General features: G+C 30.3%; 15 protein-coding genes and 1 pseudogene. 6 read left to right on the top strand and 10 right to left on the bottom strand.

The features are described 5' to 3' along the window. Nucleotides 1–94: 94 nt before the first annotated feature. The 3 genes from ACW9UN_RS01770 to ACW9UN_RS01760 form a co-directional block, all read right to left on the bottom strand. The gene (locus tag ACW9UN_RS01770; protein ID WP_459483600.1) at nt 95–1,312 is read right to left on the bottom strand and encodes a BaiN/RdsA family NAD(P)/FAD-dependent oxidoreductase; all 1,218 of its coding nucleotides are present in this window, start codon (nt 1,310–1,312) and stop codon (nt 95–97) included. A 50-nt stretch (nt 1,313–1,362) separates the two neighbouring features. Continuing rightward, nucleotides 1,363–2,295 (bottom strand): GYDIA family GHMP kinase, encoded by a 933-nt coding sequence (locus ACW9UN_RS01765; RefSeq protein ID WP_459483335.1) that lies wholly within the window; start codon nt 2,293–2,295, stop codon nt 1,363–1,365. Nucleotides 2,296–2,385: 90 nt separating this feature from the next. Continuing rightward, nucleotides 2,386–4,113, bottom strand: coding sequence for a hydroxymethylglutaryl-CoA reductase, degradative (locus ACW9UN_RS01760; protein WP_459483333.1), 1,728 nt, complete (start codon nt 4,111–4,113; stop codon nt 2,386–2,388). Nucleotides 4,114–4,449: 336 nt separating this feature from the next. Here ACW9UN_RS01760 and ACW9UN_RS01755 point away from each other — a divergent pair, with 336 nt between their 5' ends. The 4 genes from ACW9UN_RS01755 (at nt 4,450) to ACW9UN_RS01740 (ending at nt 9,790) form a co-directional block, all read left to right on the top strand. Next, nucleotides 4,450–5,256 (top strand): prohibitin family protein, encoded by an 807-nt coding sequence (locus ACW9UN_RS01755; protein ID WP_459483331.1) that lies wholly within the window; start codon nt 4,450–4,452, stop codon nt 5,254–5,256. A gap of 203 nt (nt 5,257–5,459) precedes the next feature. Further along, a complete protein-coding gene (locus ACW9UN_RS01750) occupies nt 5,460–7,676 on the top strand; it encodes a S9 family peptidase (protein WP_459483329.1) in 2,217 nt (738 codons plus the stop codon). A gap of 2 nt (nt 7,677–7,678) precedes the next feature. Continuing rightward, nucleotides 7,679–9,187 (top strand): peptide MFS transporter, encoded by a 1,509-nt coding sequence (locus tag ACW9UN_RS01745; RefSeq protein WP_459483327.1) that lies wholly within the window; start codon nt 7,679–7,681, stop codon nt 9,185–9,187. Nucleotides 9,188–9,238: 51 nt separating this feature from the next. Further along, nucleotides 9,239–9,790 (top strand): thioredoxin family protein, encoded by a 552-nt coding sequence (locus tag ACW9UN_RS01740; protein WP_459483325.1) that lies wholly within the window; start codon nt 9,239–9,241, stop codon nt 9,788–9,790. 10 nt (nt 9,791–9,800) lie between these two features. Here ACW9UN_RS01740 and ACW9UN_RS01735 read toward each other — a convergent pair whose 3' ends face one another. The 5 genes from ACW9UN_RS01735 to surE form a co-directional block, all read right to left on the bottom strand. Continuing rightward, entirely contained in the window at nt 9,801–11,816 is a 2,016-nt protein-coding gene (locus tag ACW9UN_RS01735) for a ComEC/Rec2 family competence protein (protein WP_459483323.1), read from the bottom strand. Nucleotides 11,817–11,935: 119 nt separating this feature from the next. Beyond that, nucleotides 11,936–12,412 (bottom strand): C40 family peptidase, encoded by a 477-nt coding sequence (locus ACW9UN_RS01730; protein WP_459483321.1) that lies wholly within the window; start codon nt 12,410–12,412, stop codon nt 11,936–11,938. Between the two features lie 4 nt (nt 12,413–12,416). Next, nucleotides 12,417–13,529, bottom strand: a complete 1,113-nt coding sequence (gene lpxB / locus ACW9UN_RS01725) for a lipid-A-disaccharide synthase (protein ID WP_459483320.1) — start codon at nt 13,527–13,529, stop codon at nt 12,417–12,419. Continuing rightward, nucleotides 13,529–13,816 carry a hypothetical protein gene (locus ACW9UN_RS01720; RefSeq protein ID WP_459483318.1) on the bottom strand — a complete coding sequence of 96 codons (288 nt, stop codon included), beginning with the start codon at nt 13,814–13,816 and terminating at the stop codon, nt 13,529–13,531. Before ACW9UN_RS01720 ends, lpxB begins: the two co-directional genes overlap by 1 nt. Beyond that, entirely contained in the window at nt 13,804–14,574 is a 771-nt protein-coding gene (gene surE, locus ACW9UN_RS01715; protein ID WP_459483316.1) for a 5'/3'-nucleotidase SurE, read from the bottom strand. Before surE ends, ACW9UN_RS01720 begins: the two co-directional genes overlap by 13 nt. Nucleotides 14,575–14,960: 386 nt before the next feature. Between surE and ACW9UN_RS01710 the strand changes: the two genes are divergently transcribed. Both ACW9UN_RS01710 and ACW9UN_RS01705 read left to right on the top strand, forming a co-directional pair. Beyond that, complete coding sequence (locus ACW9UN_RS01710) at nt 14,961–17,099, top strand: carboxy terminal-processing peptidase (RefSeq protein ID WP_459483314.1); 2,139 nt, start codon at nt 14,961–14,963, stop codon at nt 17,097–17,099. 67 nt (nt 17,100–17,166) lie between these two features. Further along, complete coding sequence (locus ACW9UN_RS01705) at nt 17,167–17,613, top strand: acyl-CoA thioesterase (protein WP_459483312.1); 447 nt, start codon at nt 17,167–17,169, stop codon at nt 17,611–17,613. Nucleotides 17,614–17,781: 168 nt separating this feature from the next. Here ACW9UN_RS01705 and ACW9UN_RS01700 read toward each other — a convergent pair. Next, nucleotides 17,782–17,952: pseudogene (locus ACW9UN_RS01700) on the bottom strand (transposase); the annotation flags it as partial. 448 nt (nt 17,953–18,400) lie between these two features. After that, a complete protein-coding gene (locus ACW9UN_RS01695; RefSeq protein ID WP_459483310.1) occupies nt 18,401–20,191 on the bottom strand; it encodes a helix-turn-helix domain-containing protein in 1,791 nt (596 codons plus the stop codon). Nucleotides 20,192–20,332 lie beyond the last annotated feature (141 nt).

Here is a 20,332-nt window from a genome sequence, read left to right as displayed (position 1 = left end):
TTTCGACTTTATGGAGAAATCTCAAATTTTAACCATCTATAAAGAGGTTTTTAGACTCCATTTTATTTCGCTCAAAATGACATTTAAATTTATTTTATTCACTTAAAGCTTGGGCACAAATATAACCACCAGTCCATGCATTTTGAAAATTAAATCCTCCAGTTACTGCATCAATATTTAAAACTTCACCTACAAAAAAGAGGTTTTGATGTTGCTTACTTTCAAAACGTTTAAAGTTGATTTCTTTTAAATCAACGCCTCCAGCAGTTACAAATTCGTCTTTAAAAGTAGTTCTTCCATTGGCATTGTATACACCTTTTGTCAATTGATTTGCCAAACTTTGTAGTTGATGATTATTCAAATCTGCCCAATTTTGGGTTTTAGAAATATCAGAAAACAAGACAAAACGCTCCCATAATCTTTTTGAAATTTCAGAAAATGGCGATTTTAAAATTACCGTTTTTCGTGGCTCTTTCTTTTTTAAATTCAGCAACACATTTAGTACTTTATCTGTTGGTCTAGACAACCAATTCACGACTACATTATATTGGTACTTTTTATCAGCTAAAATTCTTGCACCAAAAGCAGAGAGTTTTAAAACTGCTGGCCCACTCATTCCCCAATGTGTAATCAACAATGGTCCAGATGCTTCTAGTTTTGTACCTACAATTGTTACAGTTGCATTTGGCACAGAAGTACCTAATAAATCTACCAATCTTTTATCATTAATGTTGAAGGTAAATAAAGACGGAACAGGTTCAACAACAGAATGATTAAGTGTTTTACAAAGTTCCCATACTTTTTTAGAACTTCCTGCTGCTACAACTACTTTATCAGCCTCAAAAATTTTGTTTTTTGTGTTGATAACCCACTTATTTTCTTGTTGATAAACCGCATTTACACCAAAGTTTGTCAACACTTTAATTTGTAACTTATCAACAGTATTTTGAAAACAATCAATAATTGCTTGACTGGTATTTGCCTCTGGAAAAACACGATTATCATCTTCAATTTTTAAAGGAACTCCTCTTTGTTCAAACCATTCAAACGTATCTCCTGTCATAAATTGATGAAAAGGCCCTAACAATTCTTTTTTTCCTCTCGGATAAAATTCTACTAATTCTTTTGGTGTAAAACAAGCGTGGGTTACATTGCATCTACCACCTCCAGAAATCTTTACTTTTTGCAAAACGTCTTTACCTTTTTCAAGAATCGTAATATCGAGATCTGGGTTGTTTTCTTTAGCATTTATGGCTGTAAAATAGCCAGCTGCTCCACCACCAATTATAATTATTTGCCCCCTTTCCCTCAAAGGGGATAAAACGTTCGTATCTTTCTTTTTGTTCTTTGTATTTTTCAATTTTAAAGGATTAAATCATTGTAGTTAAAAATTGTTTCATAACCTTTGTCTTTAAAATATTGTGGAGTTAGGTTGTTTCCTGTAGCTAACACAAAATCACCTCCCCAAGCTCCCAAACTTTTAATTTCGCCTAAGTTGTAATCAGAAAAAAGCTTTTCTTTAACGGGTTGTAGTTTGATAATTGAACTGATCATTTGTTCGTGTTCAACAATTAAAGCATTCAGTTCTTTTACAGTTTTAGCTTTTAAAAAGGCATCTGAAATTGCTGATATTCTATTAATCTGTTTCGAGAAATCTAAATTACTTTCTCTAAATTTTGCAATACCTTCTTTAGAATCTTGTTTTTGATTCAGAAAAACAAAAAATATATTTTCTTTAAATATCGGATTAAATGCAACCTGAGTTACTATGGGTTTTTTATCTTCAATTTGATAAAAAATTGGAGCATCATTTTGAGCGCAAGCTATATCATAACCACTTCCTTTAAAGGAATTCCAAAGCAATTGAAAAGCATCTACTTTTGCCCAATTTGCAATAGAATTAATTAAAGTGGATGAGCTCCCTAACCCCCAATTTCGTGGAAATGTAAGTTTTGTTTTTACTACAAAACCTCCATCTGTTTTTAAAAAATCTGGGTTTAGTCTTTTCGCTTCTTGTAGAATTTCTAAAAGTGTTTCAGCAATCGTTTCTGCATTGCCTTCTTTATCTGAATTAAAGGTACAACTTACTAGTCTTAATTTTGGCAAATCCATAACTGCTTCAAACCAACATTGGCCAGTATGTGTAAAACTACCCCAAATAATTTGAGGTTCTTTTATTTTTTCAACAATTACATCTTGCCCAAACTTAGTAGGTATGGCTAAAGATTTTGCGCCATCTAAAACCAGATATTCTCCTGTTAATAATAATTTTCCGTTTGAATAAAAGTTTTTCAAAATATCTTGTCTGGTCGAGCGCAGTCGAGACCCTAATTTAAAATAACCTTACTATTTATGACCTCTCGACTGCGCTCGAGGTGACATTCTTTATAACAAATCAAACTGTTTAAAATGATGTGTAAAATGTTTAATGTGGAATTTCTTCCAATATTCAAAATTTAACTCTCCAAAAAATGGATGGTTTTCAGTTTTTGCTTCTTTAAAATGATTTTCAAAATCTTTAATTTGTGTAATTAAATCTTCTAGAGCTCGTTCTGTATTATCGAACTTTTCTGGAGCAGGCTCATCAGATAAAATAGAAGCTCTAAAACCAACAAATAATTCGCTATCACTATCTAAAAATGGTCTTCTTCTTGCTGTTTTTTCATCAGAAACAAAATAATCTGCATCAATTTTTCCGTTTGAAATTTGCATCAACAAACTTAAATGTTCAATCATTTGTTGTCCATTCATTTTTCCGAATACAGGTTTCGATGTGCTTGATACCTTTTTTAATTTTGCTGAAATCTCATCAATATTTAAAAAATTCACCCAATTTATTTTTGGTTTTCTCAAAGCCTTTAATTTACTAACTACAGCCGAATGTGAAACCGTTCTTTTATCAAAATAATTGGTTATTTCTTTTTTCTCTTCGTCATTTGCACCTAACTGTGTTAAGATGTTTTGCAAGTGCATTTTCATATGCCCATGCTGAATACCTTTTGTAGTAAGTGCTCTTAATGCAGCAAAATTCTGAGCTAAACCTGCTGCTGCCATAATTTGCATTAAGGTTTTAGCTGATGGTTTTTGCAACATCTCTAAAGACATTTTAGCCATCGGATGTAAAGCTGTTAAACCACCAACTGTACCCAAAGCTAACGGAATTTCTATCCAAAATTTAAAAACACCATCATCAATAGCACAATGAGATAAACTTGAATATTCTCCTAAACGAGATGCATAAGCGTGCGCCCCAGCTTCTACTGCTCTAAAATCGTTACCTGTAGCTAAAACCACTGCATCAATTCCGTTCATAATTCCCTTATTGTGCGTAACTGCTCTGTAAGGTTCTATTTCTGCTATTTTTACTGCTTGATAAAATTTCTCTGCAAATTTCTGTGGATTTTCTCCACCCAAATCTTCAATTTTACAACTAACTTCTGCTCTAACCAAACACTCAGGAACATAATTAGATAAAATACTCATTACGATTTCAATCTCATCATTTTTAAATTGATTTGCAATTGCTTCTAAACAAGAGTTAATGAAGTTTGCACCCATTGAATCTTTGGTTTCAAAGGTGACGTGCAATTGATAGTAATTTTCTAATTTATCGGTTTTATCGACAAGTTGAATATCTAAAATTCCACCTCCTCTTTTTTCCATATTTTTAGTGATGGAAGCTGTGGCTACAAATAATTCTGTTTTGTTTTGATTAAAATAGTTTTCTAAGTTACTTTTATCGCCAGCAAACATAAAATGCACTTGACCTATTTTTGTGGTAGAAATCACTTTGGTTTTAAAACCTCCTCTTGTACTCCAAAACTTACCTACTAAAGAGGCTGCAGCAACTACAGAGCTTTCTTCTACAACCATAGGAATTGCATAAGGTATTTGGTTGATTACAAAATTAGGAGCAACCCCATAAGGCATATAAAAGTTTGTAATGGTGTTCTCGATAAAATCGTCATGTAACTTTTGTAAACTACTATCTTTATTCCAGTATTGTTTTAGAATTGAAATTGTTTCAGAAGGATTATGAAAGTAGTTCTTAGCGAGCCAAGCTATTTTTTCTTCTTTGGTAAATTTAGAGAAACCAGAAATAATTTTACTCATTAGTTAATTGCATATATTCACCACAAAGATAAACGAATCCAATATAATCTTTTACGATATTTTAACATGTTCTTTAGCTAAAATTTTCTTGTAGAAATATATCTTTTTCACGCTTATTTAACTAAAAATTAAGAATTCAATATTTTATCCATAAAATTTTAATAGAAATTAACATTTACACAACAAATCATAGTATTTAGCAATTATTTAATAGGTAAAATTTATTTTTAAAATCGCACTAATAAAAGTATTACTATTAAATTTGTGTGTAACATTATACATAATTCTGTCTTATATGAAATCTTATGATTCTATTAAAATTAAAAACCATACATTATGAGAAAAATTAGCCTTTTAGTAGTAGTTGCTATTATCTGCACAAGTTGTGCTGTAATTAGACCTGGAGAAGTTGGTATTAAGCAAACCTTAGGAAAGTTTTCTAACCAAGTACAAACAGAGGGTACTGTTTTTTACAACCCAATAACCAGTAAAGTGGTTAAAGAGTCAACTCAAACTAAAAACATTAAACTAGTATTGAGTTTACCAAGTAAAGAAGGTTTGAGCGTAAATTCAGAGATTTCTATTTTACATCGATTAGAAGGCGATAAAGTAGCTTCTGTATTAAAAAACTTAGGACCAGATTACGAAAACGTAATTACAAGTGTATTTAGATCTGCTGCCTCTGATGTTTGCGCACAATTTTTTGCTAAAGACATGCACTCTGGCATGAGAGCTAATATAGAAAAAGCCATTTTAGAAAAAATGAAAATTAACCTCGAAAAACAAGCTGATGGTATCGAATTAATTGCTGTTTTAATGAAACGAATTCAGCTCCCTAGAGGTCTTGCCAATTCTGTAGAACGAAAATTACAAGCAGAACAAGATGCCATGCGAATGGAATTTGTTTTAAAGCAAGAAAAATTAGAAGCGGAAAGAAAAATTATCAATGCAAAAGGGGAAAGAGATGCACAATTAATTATTGCTGAAGGTTTAACTAGCGGAATTATTAGAATTAAAGCTATTGAAGCCTTTAGAGAATTGGCAAGATCGCAAAATGCAAAAGTGATTATTACTGATGGAAAAACACCTTTAATTGTTGGTAACGAAACTGATGCCAAAGCAGAAGACTCAAAACAGAAATAATCTTTTTTCTAAAACCCAATACAAACTCGATATTTGAAAAGATATCGAGTTTTTTTATGCTCAATTAAAACGCTTTTACTTTACGACATTTCTAAAATCACTAGTCATTTATGTTAAAATTGTATGTAATCAAATACAGTTTTTACAATTCTTTGACAATAATTTCGTAAACTTGACAAACTTTTTTAAAAATTAAAACTCCAATGAGGAAACTATTTTTATTAACTACCATTATTATTCTCTTTAATTGTAAACAAGCCATAGAAAAATCAGCAAAAATTAACACAGGAACCAAAGAAATAACACTACAAGAAATTTGGGATGGTACATTTTCTCCTCAAAGAATGAACGCTTTAGACTCTATGAATGGCGATTTTTATTCGCTGTTAAATACAGATGATGATGGAAATACTACTGTAGACAAATATAGCTATGCTACTTTAGAGAAAATTGAAACCATAGTAAGTAGTAAAGATTTACCAGAAATAAACGCTTTTAATTCTTACAGTTTTAATAATGATGAAACTAAAATTATTCTAGGAACAGACTTCGAAAAAATTTACAGACGTTCATTTAAAGGAACATTTTATGCGTATGATATTGCTACAAAAAAATTGTCATTGATTGGCCAAGATATTCAAGAGCCCGTTTTTTCTCCAGATAATAAAAAAGTGGCTTATGCAAAAGACAACAATTTATTTATCAAAGATTTTTCTAAAAATAGCGTAACACAAATTACCAAAGATGGCAAGAAAAATAGCATTATAAACGGAATTACAGATTGGGTTTACGAAGAAGAATTTGCTTTTGTAAGAGCTTTTGAGTGGAGCAACAATAGTAAATATATCGCTTTTTTACGTTTCGATGAACGTGATGTTCCAACATTTTCTATGGATATTGTTGGTAACGGTTTGTACCCTGATCAACAAGTATTTAAATATCCAAAAGCTGGTGAAAAAAATGCAAAAGTTACATTACATATGTATGCTGTTGATACAAAAAACAGTAAAAAAATTGCTTTAGGTGATTATGAATACATTCCAAGAATTAAATGGACAAATAATGATGCTGTTTTAGTAGCAACTACTTTAAATCGCCATCAAAATAATTTAAAACTACACAAAGTTAATGCACTAAGAAGTTCATCTACTTTATTATTGAATGAAACCGATAATGCGTATATTGATATTACTGATAACCTTACTTTTTTAGTCGATAATTCATTTATTTGGACAAGTGAAAAAGATGGATTTAATCATATTTATCATTACGATTTTAATGGTAAACTCATTAATCAAATTACAAAAGGAAATTGGGAAGTAACAAGATATTATGGTTTTAATGCTTCTAAAAAAACAATTTATTATCAATCTGTAGAAAATGGATCGATCAATAGAGGTATTTATTCAATTGGTTTGGATGGCAAAAATAAAAAATTATTGAGTAATAAAAACGGGCAAAATAGTGCGGCTTTTAGCACCAATTTAAATTACTTTATCAATACCTTTTCATCCGCAGAAATTCCGCCAATTTATTCGTTATACACTGCCGAAGGCGAAATGCTAAAAGTAATTTTAGACAATGCTGAATTAAAAGAGGATTTGGGCGAATATAAAATGAGTCCGAAAGAATTTTCTACCATCAATATCAATGGAAATGACTTGAATATGTGGATGGTAAAACCTGTAGATTTTGATAAAAATAAACAATATCCACTGTTAATGTTTCAATATTCTGGTCCAGGATCTCAACAGGTTGGAAATAGTTGGAATAGCGCTAATGATTATTGGCACAATATGTTAGCCCAAAAAGGCATGATTGTAGTTTGTATTGACGGACGTGGAACTGGTTTAAAAGGTGCTGATTTTAAAAAAGTTACACAAAAAGAATTGGGTAAGTATGAAGTTGAAGATCAAATTGCTGCTGCAAAAAAATTAGCAAAACGTTCTTATATAGATGAGGATAACATTGGTATTTGGGGCTGGTCTTTTGGTGGCTTTATGAGTACAAATGCTCTTTTAAAAGGAAATGATATTTTTTCTACAGCTATTGCAGTTGCACCTGTAACTTCTTGGCGTTTTTATGATTCTGTTTATACAGAAAGATATATGGAAACTCCACAAGAAAACCCTAGTGGTTATGATGATAATTCGCCTATAAATTATGCTGATAAACTAGAAGGAAATTATTTACTAGTTCATGGAACAGGAGATGATAATGTACACGTACAAAACTCATACAGAATGATAAATGCCTTAATTGATGCCAACAAACAATTTGACATGCATATTGTACCAGACAGAGCACATGGCATTAGAAAAGGAAAAAATGTTCGTTTAAATTTGTTTACAAAAATGACGAATTATGTTGAAGAACACTTAATAGAAAAATCAAATAAAACAACTGAAATAAAAGGATAATTATGTTAGATAAAGGAGTTACCACAACTACAGAAGACCCACAAATGTTTGGCCACCCAAAAGGGTTATTTTATTTATTCTTTGCAGAATTATGGGAGCGTTTTAGCTTCTATGGGATGAGAGCTTTATTAACGCTCTACATGGTAGAACATATTTTTAAGGCAATTGTAGAAAGAGATACAGCTACAGCAGTAGTTTATGCTTCTTATGGCTCTTTAGTTTACGCTTCAACTGTAATTGGTGGGCAAATTTCTGATAAAATTTTAGGAATGCGTGCATCAATTTTTTTAGGCGGTATATTAATGTCTTTAGGTCATTTTGTGTTGGCCATAGAAAATGATATAGCCTTCTTTTTAGCTTTGGCTTTTATTGTGGTTGGTAATGGGTTCTTTAAACCAAATATATCCACCTTTGTTGGTGCTTTGTATAAAGAAGGTGATGTAAGAAAAGATTCTGGTTTTACTATCTTTTACATGGGAATTAATATAGGAGGTTGGATTGCTCCACTTTTATGTGGTTGGCTAGCCCTTGAATACGGTTATCACTATGGTTTTGGTTTGGCAGGAATTGGTATGTTAACAGGTTTGGTATTCTTTTGGAGCGGAATCAAAAAGAATATTTTTGGTGATAAAGGAATGCCTCCTAACAAAGAAATTTATGAAAAGAAAGTTTTAGGAGTTCCTCAAAAAACATTAATACCAGTTATTGCTTTTCTATGTGCTCCAGGTATTGCGTATTTATTAGCATCTTGGCAACAAAATTATGTAAGCGGAATTTTTAAATTTATTGGTTTTGCTGTTTTAGGATACTTGATTTACATCATGTTAAAACTAGATACTGACGCAAGAAAAAAATTAATAATGGCAGTATTAATTACATTTTTCATGACATTATTTTGGGGGTTTCATGAATTATCTGGTAGTGTAATTACTTTATTCGCATCAAGAAACGTGGCTTTAGATGGTATTATGAGTGCTGCACAAACAAACTCATTAAATTCAATGTTTATTATAATTTTAGCTATTCCTATTTCTTTACTGTGGGGCTATTTAGCTAAAAAAGGAATGAATCCAAGAACACCTTATAAATTTGGTTTCGGTTTATTATTAGCAGGTTTATGCTTTTATATTTTATCCATTAGTGGTACAAGTGCAGATAAAAACGGGATGGTACCTTTTGTGTATTTGTTAATCATGTATTTTATTCTATCTATTGGAGAGCTATTTATGTCTCCTGTAGGTTTATCTAAAATCACAGATTTATCTCCTATAAACATCGTAGCATTTATGATGGGGGTTTGGTTTTTATCATCGGCTTTTGCATTTCAAATTGTAGGTTTTATTGGAGAACAACTAGCTGTTGAAAGTACCGATAGTAATGTTGGTGGCTTAGAAACTTTAACCATTTACACTGATGGTTTTCATTTAATTGCAATGTATGCTTTAGGTGCTGGAGCTATTGTTTTATTGTTTTCGCCATTAATGAAAAAATTATTGGGTAACGTACACTAAAAAAATCAATTTGTGAATCAGCTTGGCATATCATTTGCGGACCTAAAACCTATGAAAAAAATAATATTAACACTTATTGCAATTGTTTTTCTGAGTATTTCAACGAATGCTCAAAAAATAAACTGGATTTCTATGAATGAAGCTTTAGCACTTCAGAAAAAAAATCCAAAGAAAATAATGGTAGATGTATATACCAATTGGTGTGGCCCTTGTAAAATGTTAGATAAGCAAACGTTTCAAAACAAAGATGTAGCCAATTATGTAAATGAAAATTTTTATGCTGTAAAGTTTAATGGTGAGGGTAATGAAACTTTAGTTTATAAAGAAAATGAATTTTCTAACCCAAACTACGATCCTTCAAAAGCTAACCGAAGAAACAGTTCTCATCAATTTGCAGATTATTTACGTTTAAGAGGTTATCCTACAATTGCTTTTTTTGATGAAGAAGCCAATTTTATATATCCTTTAACAGGTTTCTATCAAGCACAACAATTAGAGTTTTATTTAAAATTATTCGTAAACAACAAACATAAAGAAATAAAAACCAAAGAAGAGTTTCAGAAATATTTCGATGCTTTTACACCACAATTTAAAGTAAAATAAACTTATAAAACTAATAAATAAAAGCTCCATTTTTACCTGTATAGTAAAAAGGAGTTTTTTGTTTTTTAGCCGTTTTTTGCCAACTCTTTACATACGTTTTATAATTAGAACCGTCTGCAATAATTCGTTTTGGTAATAGCGTTTTAATCATTCTTTCTAAGTTGATTTTAGGAGATTGTTGCAACAATACGATTGGATTTTTTAGGTTTTTAATTTGATAAACACCCAAACTATCCACAACCAAAATCACTTGATTTTTAAAACGATACACATTCGATATTTCATTTTTTTTAATGGTAGTATTGATATGCTCACCAACAGTATAAGACGCTATTGCATTGAATTTTAGCACATCAATACTATCTAAATCATGATCTATAAACAGCTTGCCTCCAATTCTTTTACCCATAATTGTATTTCTACTTTTATGAAAAACCAAAAACTCTTTCTTGGTTTCTTTTTGATAGTTTTCAAACAAATAAACACTTTGAATAATCACAATACTAAACAAAAAATACATCATTTTTTTTGGTGATTTATCAATTAAAAACTGATAAAAAGAAATAAAAATCACATACATTGCCAAAACCATAAAGGCTGAGAAAGAAATTTCTTTAAAAAGAAACTCTTCATGATTAGAAACCCAAATAACAAAATTGTTTAATAGGGTAATAATTTTACCATAAATAGATGCTAAAAATTGAGGTAAGCCCCCAACTAAAGCTAAAAAAATTATAAGGATTCCACCTAATAAAATAGCACTCAAAAAAGGAATAATGACTAGGTTAGACAGCATAAAAAGCCCTGGAAATTGATGGAAATAAAACAAGCTTAAAGGTAAAACACCTACTTGTGCAGTAATAGAAACCGATGTTATTTCCCAAATCTTTTTATCTAACCAAAATTTAGGATTGTATAACCTAAACAATTTGGGTTGTAAAAACACAATACCAAATACCGCCAAATAGCTGAGTTGAAAACCAACATCAAACAAAAACATGGGCTTACATATTAACAATAAAAACATCGATGAAATTAAAGAAAATAAAACAATACTCTTTCTTTGAAACGATAAACCAATGGCTAAAAATGTAAACATGGTAACTGCTCTTGTTACAGATGCAGACAAACCTGCAATAAAGGCAAACATCCAAAGTAATACAACAACACACGCTGTTTTTATAACTTTACCATTAGGTAGCCTTTCTAACGGTTTCAACAACCAATTTAAAATCCAAAGAATAATACCAACATGTAAACCAGAAACTGCTAAAATATGTATGGCGCCTGCTTTTGCATAATTGGCTCTTAATTCTGATGAAATTTCTTGTCTCTGCCCTAACAACAAAGCATTAATTACAGCAAATTCATCTGAGCTAAACCGATATTTTATAAGTGATTCTTGAACTTTTTTTCTAAACTTTGCTGATATACCTTGTATCGATAATTGTTGAATTCCTAAGTTTTTAAAATTGTTATTATTAAGGTATATCTGTTGATAGATCCCCTGTTTTTTCATATACAATTGATAATTGAATTGATGTGGATTTAAAGGCTTGGGTATATCAACAAAAGCTGAGCTAGCCATTAGTAGCTCATCAACTTTTAATAAACTTGAAATAGTATCCTTTTTAACGTTTAATAATACTTTGCCAATGGTTTTTACAGAACCTATTTGAACAACTTTAGCTTGATATTTATCATGATAAGTACTAGATTTTAATACTTTATCTATTCTTAAAATAACGGTTGCACTCGTATTAAGATAATTCTTAAAATACTTGTTATGGTTAGCATCATTATTTACAAATACGCTTGATACACCAATCGTAAAAAATAATAAAAAGGACAATACTGTTCTTACAATATTATTTTTGATAACAAGCAATAAAGGTAAAATTACCGAAAAAACGAACAGAAAGTTTAGGGAACCAAATTCCCAAAATTGAGTATAGAATTGCAGTAGAATTCCTAAAATTACACTTACAACAAACTGCAAGGGCAAGTAGTTAAATACCTTCTTCATAGCATTGTAAAGGTAGTAAATAAAGTAATTTGAAACAATAAGGTTTTTAAAAAAAAGAGCTTTTTAAAGATTACAGCAAATCTCGTGGAAAATAAAACTCGATAATTAATCGATTAATTTTATAAAATTGTGGTTGCTTTTACAAAGTTCTTTTTCCAATATTTTTCTGATAACGATGATACAATTACGCCTCTAGAACTTGTTGAATGTATAAAATAAACAACTCCATTTTTAATTGAAGTTACTAACCCCACATGATTAATTTTATTGGATCTTCTATTAATTTTAAAGAACACTAAATCTCCTTTTTTAATGTTTTTTAAAGAAATTTTTCGACCCATTTTTGCCATATTTCTCGAAATTCTTGGCAATTGAATATTTTCCTTTCCGAATACAACATAAACTAATCCAGAACAATCCATTCCTTTTCTAGTGATTCCACCAAACTTATAGTTTACCCCTTTGTACTGCAAAGCAGATGCAATAATTCGATCTACTTTTGTTTTTGGTTTTTTTGAAGCATGCGCTATTTTTTTTGATGATGAACAAGCGTTAAACACCAATGATAAAATCAATAAAAAAAAGATTTTTTTCATTAATTTATTTGGTTAACCCTTTAATTATCAATTTTGCTGTTTTTTCTGACGCCCCTTTGCCACCTAATTTTTTTTCGAGTTCAAAATAATCTAAGAATAATTTTTCTCTATTTTTTGCATCTAAAATCTTGGTGAGTTCTTTTTTGAGCTTGGTTTTTGTAAAATCATTCTGAATTAACTCTGTAACCACTTCCTTATCCATAATTAAATTGACTAAAGAAATGTATTTTAAAGTAATAATTCTTTTAGCAATTTGGTACGAAATAAAACTACCTTTATAACAAACCACTTGTGGCACTTTAAACAAAGCGGTTTCTAAAGTTGCAGTTCCAGAAGTAACTAATGCTGCCGAAGAAATTGCTAATAAATCGTAAGTTTTATTGTTAATAAAACTCACCTTTTTGTCTCCAATAATTCGTTGGTAAAACGAAAAATCTTGACTTGGTGCGCCCCCAATTACAAATTTATAATCCGAAAAATCGTCTACCAAAGACAGCATTACTGATAACATTTTTATAATTTCTTGCTTTCTACTCCCTGGCAATAAGGCTATAATAGGTTTATCACCTAAATTATGTTCAGCTCTAAAATCTTCTATATTTGAAAGCTTTCTATCTGCAATGGCATCAATTAAAGGATGCCCAACAAATTCAACTGAATAATCGAATTTCTTATAAAATTCTTTTTCAAAAGGAAGAATGACAAACATTTTATCTATATCTCTCTTAATACCTTTTACTCTACTTGCTCTACTTGCCCAAACTTGTGGAGAAATGTAATAATTGGTTCTAAACCCTTGCTGTTTTGCCCATTTAGCAACGCGTAAATTAAAACCTGAATTATCGATGAAAATTATAACATCTGGTTGAAATAATTGAATATCGCTTTTACAGAATTTAATAAAAACCAGTACTTTATTTAGATTTCTAAGTACTTCGAAAAAGCCCATAAAAGCGCGGTCTTTATAATGACTTACCAAAGTACCACCAACCGCTTGCATTAAATCGCCACCCCAAAATTTAATTTCTGCATTCGCATCTTCTTTGTACAATGCTTTCATTAAATTAGAGCCGTGTAAATCTCCAGATGCTTCGCCAGCAATAATATAATATTTCATCAGATAAACTTTAGGATTAGAGTTATTAAAGCAATGAAAATTGTGGTCATTAAAACCCCTTTAGCTCTATGGTCTTGTTTCTTTTTGATATAGACCAAAAACACGAATAAATTAGGGATTGCAGCTATAGATAATATTTTGCCATACAAATCGCCATCTTCTATCATTTGTAAGGTTTCAGCAAAACCAAATTTAGAGAAATATTCTATATACAAATAACAACCAGCTGCAGTTGCAAAAAGCGATACTAGAATACCTATTAATATGTCTTTTTTTACAGTTCCCAAGAGTTTAATTTTTGAATCATATGATGTGCTGTTAAATCAAACTGAACAGGCACAATAGAAACATAACCGTTTTCTAAGGCGTATACATCTGTATCCTGTCCTTTATCTCTATTGATAAATTCGCCAGAGAGCCAATAGTATTCTTTGCCAAAAGGGCTTTTTCGTTTATCGAAATCTTCTTTCCAAACCCCCATTGCTTGTCTACAAATTTTAGTGCCTTTTATATCCTCCTTTTTTAAACTCGGTATGTTTACGTTCAATACAACTCCTTCTGGCAAGCCATTTAAAAGTGTATTTAAAGTAATGTTTTTCACAAACGTTTCGCAAGGTTTAAAGTCTGCATGCCATTTAAAATCTAACAAAGAAAACCCTATAGCAGGTATCCCTTCTATACCAGCTTCAATAGCGGCACTCATTGTACCCGAATAAATTACATTTATCGATGAATTTGAGCCGTGGTTAATCCCTGAAACGCATAAATCTGGTTTTTTATTTAAAATTTCACTAACAGCCATTTTTACGCAATCAGCAGGCGTTCCTGAGCAGGTGTATTCTAACTGAGGACCATCATCTATAGTTATCGGATTACAAGTCAACACATTATCTACTGTAATTGCGTGTCCCATTCCACTTTGGGGGCTATCAGGTGCAACAACAACAACCTCTCCAATTTTATTCATTATTTTGATTAATGCTCTAATTCCTGGAGCAGTAATTCCATCGTCATTCGTCACTAAAATCAATGGTCTTTCTTGCATATTTCTATGTTTTAAGTTTAAAATTCAAAATTCAAGTTGATTTGTAGTTTGCCAATAAATCTTGAATTTTAAATACTGAATATTGAATCTTTTAAGCAAATGTAATTTATTTTAACCGATTTTCTTTTTAACATTTTGTAAAGAATAAAAAACTTGAATTTTAATTAATATTGTAGGATGCTAAAACACAGAATAATATTTAATGTTCTTATTTTTTACTAACTTATTCAAAAAATCAACTAAAAACAATTTAGTAACCCAATAAAATAAAATTATTTTAAACTCTAAAAATAATAAATTACACTCTATTACAAATTTTGGCACTATTTTAGTAGATTAGCAACGAAGACAAGTAAGCATAAATAAAAAACAACGACAGTAGATATATGAAGACGAAATTTAAGTTAAATACAGCTTTATTAGCAATTGTTATATTGGTTAATAGTTTTACGATACAAGCTTCAATAAACAGTACAATTACCAATAATGATCCAGAAAAAGATAAAGTGATTATTTATGTATTGAAAAATGTGTTAAGTAGATTACATTTTGTACAAAAAGATATTAATGATGATTTGTCTGAACAAATTTTTAATTCTTTTATTGATGCTTTGGATAGTAACAAAAGATATTTTACTCAAGAAGATATCAAAGAATTTTCGAAATACAAATATCAAATAGACAATCAGCTTTTAGAAGATGATTTGAGTTTTTACAATTTGGTATATGGCCGTTTTTTAAAGAAAATTAAAAACGCAAAATCTTATTATAATAATTTATTAGATCAGCCTTTTAATTTTAATAAAAATGAAACGATAGATTTAGATTACTCTAAAGTACCCTTTGCAAAAAATGATAACCAACTGATTGATTATTGGAGAAAACAGTTAAAACTGCAAACACTAAGTAGAATTCAAGAGCAGACCGATTTACAAAAAGCAAAACTAAAAAAAGATAAAAACTATAAAGTAAAATCTTTTAAAATTTTAGAAGAAGAAGCTAGAGCAGAAGTTTTAAAAAACATGCAAGAGTTGTACCTAAGAATCGAAGAGTTAGAACATGATGATTGGTTTTCTACCTTCTTAAACGCTGTAGTAAGTGCTTTTGATCCGCATACTACCTACATGGATCCAAGAATTAAAGAACGTTTTGATCAAACCATTTCTGGAAAATTAGAAGGAATTGGAGCTCGTTTGCAAAAAAAAGGAATTTATACGCATGTATTTGAATTGGTTGCTGGAGGTCCAGCTTCAAAACAAGGAGACTTAGAGCCCGGTGATATTATTCTTAAAGTTGCTCAAGGAGATGAAGAACCTTTAGATATTGTGGGGATGCGCTTAGACGATGCTATAAAATTTATTAAAGGAAAAAAAGGTACCGAAGTTCGATTAACCGTAAAGAAAAAATTAGATGGTTCTACAAAAATCATTTCGATTGTTAGAGACGTAGTTCAATTAGATGAAACCTTTGTAAAATCCAGTATTGTAGAAAAAGAGGGTAAAAAATATGCTATCATAGATTTACCAAGTTTTTATATTGATTTTAGCGATAACAATTACAGAGATTCTGCTAAAGACATGGAGAAAGAAATTGAAAGATTAAAAACTGAGGGGGTTACAGGTTTAATTATCGATTTAAGAAATAATGGTGGTGGTTCTTTAAAAACAGCCATTGAAATATCTGGTTTGTTTATTGATGAAGGACCTGTTGTTCAAGTAAAATACAGAGGCGAAAACCCAATTGTAAAAAAAGATATTGACCCTAAAGTACAGTGGGATAAATCTGTTGTAGTTTTGGTAAATGAATTTTCTGCATCAGCTTCAGAAATTTTTGCAGCTGCAATGCAAGATTATAAAAGAGGCGTTATATTAGGCGGAAATCAAACTTACGGAAAAGGAACTGTACAAAATGTATTGCCTATCAATCAATTTTATCCGAAGTATAAAAAAGATTTAGGTTATATAAAAATGACCATTCAAAAATTCTACAGAGTTAATGGAGGATCTACACAAAAAGAAGGTGTATATTCAGATATTGCTATGCCAAGTAGATTAAGTTATATGGAATATGGAGAACGAGACATGACAGGTGCTTTGGCTTGGGATAAAGTTCCACAAGCAAAATACACGCAAACCAACTCTTATGCCAATTTTAATGATGTTGTATATAATAGCAAGCAAAGAATTGCCAATAGCGAAAATTTTAAATTGGTAAACGAGTATGCAAAATGGTTAAAAGAAAACCAAGAGAACACCTCGTATTCACTAAATTATAAACAATTTTTTAAAGAAAGTAATACAAAAGAAAAAGAAGCAGAAAAATTTAAATCTGTTTTTGATTATAAATCAAATTTAAATTTTACATCACCTCAATACGAGCAGTCTTTATTTAAAGAAAACCAAGATTTAAAAGATAAAAGAATGGCTTGGCATAAAAATTTAGCTAAAGACATGTACATTTCTGAGGCTTTAAACGTTTTAAGTGAATTGAAACTGAGAAAAAAAACAGAAATTGTAAAGAATTAATAATTTATATAATAACTATTTTAAAACCTGATGTACTTTAAAACATCAGGTTTTTATTTTTTTTAATATGGAGTATAAAGTAACATTTGCCACAAAATGGTCTGATTTTGACCCAAACAGACACATGCGTCATACCGCCTATAACGAATATGCTGCAGAAGTACGAGTTCGTTATTTTGCTGCACAAAAATTTTCTATAGATGAGTTTATTAAACTGAATATTGGACCTATTTTATTTGAAGAGCACACTTCGTTTAGAAAAGAAATTCATTTGGGTGAGAACATTACTGTAAATATGAAACTTTCTGGGTTATCTAAAAGCAATGAGCGCTGGAAAATAACTCACGAGGTCTTTAATGAGGTTGGTAAATTATCGGCTATTATAAAAGTTTACGGGGCTTGGATAGATTTAACTAAACGTAAATTAACCACACCTCCTAAAAAGGCACAACACTTATTTTTAAAGGCTGACAAAACTGATGACTTTGAAGAAATTATCATCAAAACGAAATAAAAAAAAGAGGTTGTCTGAAAAGTATTAAAATTTGTCATTTCGACTGCAATGGAGAAATCTTATTTTTTGATAATTAAATACATAGATTTTTCGACTTCGCTCAAAATAACATCCAAACCTACTTTTCAGACAGCCTCTTTTCTATTATACGTGAGTTCGATATAAGTTTTACCCAATTCTTTGAAGTCTATCAATATTGATATTGGGTTTTGTTGGATAAAAAGCATATGCAATAAGTCCAGAAATAAGATTTGTTATAAAATTGTCAAAACTTCTGTGTCTGGTATGTTCTATTTGGCACTGGTTTTTAAGGATATCGTTTACACTTTCTACAACGGTACCCTTAAGATGGAAAAAGACCATTATGGATATCACCTCACTATCGCTTAATTTTCATTTTCGTTTGCGTTTTTTCACAGAAGAATCACTTTCAAGGGAGTTCTCGTCTAATATTTGCTTTATTTCCTTACAAAAATCATCAACAGTATAGAGAATTTCAGTAATTTTATCATTAGAAATCATAAGTATAAATTTGTAAGTATATAAATGTCAAATACTTAAATGTCATTAATTTCTACTTTTCTATTGCATAAAAAATAAACTTTCTTACGTCGAACTCACCTTAATAAAATAAACTTTCTTTATAAAAAGACAAGAGAGAATTTGATGCGTTGCAAAAAATATTAAAAAAAATTGCTAGAGTTAAATGCCTCGTAGTTTTTAATTACATTACAAGATAAAAGTAATTTTAAGAGATAATATAAAAGTGCTAGTTATTAAATCAGAACTAACTCTCTTGATGAGATTTTAGATAAGCATTTGGCGTCATGCCTTCAATTTTTTTAAAAAAAGTATTAAATACGGTTTTAGAGTTAAAACCACTATCATAGGCAACAGCCATAATTGTTAAGTCTTTATTTTCTTGGAGAAGAATACGTTCTTTAAATTCTTTCACTCTATAAGAGTTTACATATTCTGAGAAGTTTTTTTGAAATCCTAAGTTTAGTAATTGAGAAACATAATTGGAAGGAAGTTCGAGGTAAGAGGCTAAATCTTTTAATGATAAATCTGGATTTAAGTATAGTTTATAGTCTATCATAATTTGTTCTAGTTCTTTGTTGTACTTTTTAATTTCATTAGCACTCAATAATACTTGTTTGTACTTTTTCTTTAGTTTGTAATTTATATTATCAGGAATAGCTTTTTGCATGATTTCTTTAAACCTTTTGTTATTTTTTAAAGGCTTAAGAATTGGTGATGGATTAAGTAATAAAATTAATGGCAAACGTTTATCGTATGCTTGGGTTATTAAATCAATTACCTTTTCATTATTACCCAGTAAGGCATTAACTAATATCAAAAACATGAATGCCTTATCTATAAGTTCAGTTTTTAAGTACGTTTCTAGTTCTCTTAACCTTTCATTATACTTTTCAGTTTCATTAAGTTTGGCATAACACAAGGTTTCACCTCCTATTTTGGTAAGGTCTTTTACAGAAACACCTTCAAGTGAACTAAAATATGTCAAAGCTTCATTTGACTGACCTGACATTAATAGGCAAATTCCTATATAGATTGGCGGAAATGGTAATTTAGGGTCTAAATCTAATGCCTTTTTTAGATGAAGTATCGCGGTTTTGTAATCTTCTTTTAAGTAGAATAAAAAACCCTTGTAATGATGGTTGATAGCTGAATACGGATCTAATTGTAAGGCTTTTTCTAGATAATTCATTGCTGCATCTAATTTTACTTCTAGGGTCAAAAAATTAGAAATGGTCAAATAAATATCGTCTGATTGTTGAATCTCCAAAGCCTTATTGGCGTGTTTGTAAGCCTTCTTGAGATTCCTGTTTTGCCAACATTCTATCCAAGCCATATTCAATTGAGACCTGGATGAATTTGGGTCTAGCTCTAACCCCTTTAACAAATAAGGCTGTGCCTTCTTATAGGCTTCAAATGCAGGTAAAAGCCCCATGGTTCCCATTTGAACATAAGCTAAATTAATATCTAGGTAAGGGCTTGAAAAATTAGGAGATGTATGTATGACTTCTTTTAATATGTTGATTCCCTTTATAGAGTTTTTATAATCCAACTTCATAATATAATATCTCCCTTTTAGGTATTCTCTGTATACATCTACTGGGACATCAATAGGAGTTATCAGCTTTTCTTTTATTTCGAGATGACCAATATGCTCGCGTAATTTTTCAGCAATAAACAGACTAATTTCATCTTGAATTTCAAACACATTTTCTGGGTTCCTATCAAAGGTTTCTGACCAGAAGTGAAGGTCTTTTAGAGTATCTATCATTTGCACGGTAATGCGCATTATGTTTTTTGAGGTTCTTACACTCCCTTCAATAAAAGTAGCCACCTTTAATTGTTCTCTTATCTCTTTAGCTGTTACTGTTTTATATTTAAAATAAAATGAAGAGGTACGAGAAGTCACCGAAAGTTGTTTAATTTTTGCTAGTGCGTTAATAATTTCTTCGGTTAATCCATCGCAGAAATATTCGTTTTCAATATCATTACTCATATTGACGAAGGGAAGTACTGCTATGGATTTTTGGTCAATCAAACTCTTCGATTCTTAAAATTAAAGATAAATATAAGTCAATTAACTCTTGTATAGAATATAAAAAATGTTTTTGATCTAATTCATGAACAGATAAAACGGCTAAATAGGAATACTCTAGATAATATTTTAATTATGATATTT

The sequence above is a fragment of the Polaribacter litoreus genome (assembly GCF_054584775.1).
This window is presented reverse-complemented; position numbering and strand designations above follow the sequence as displayed.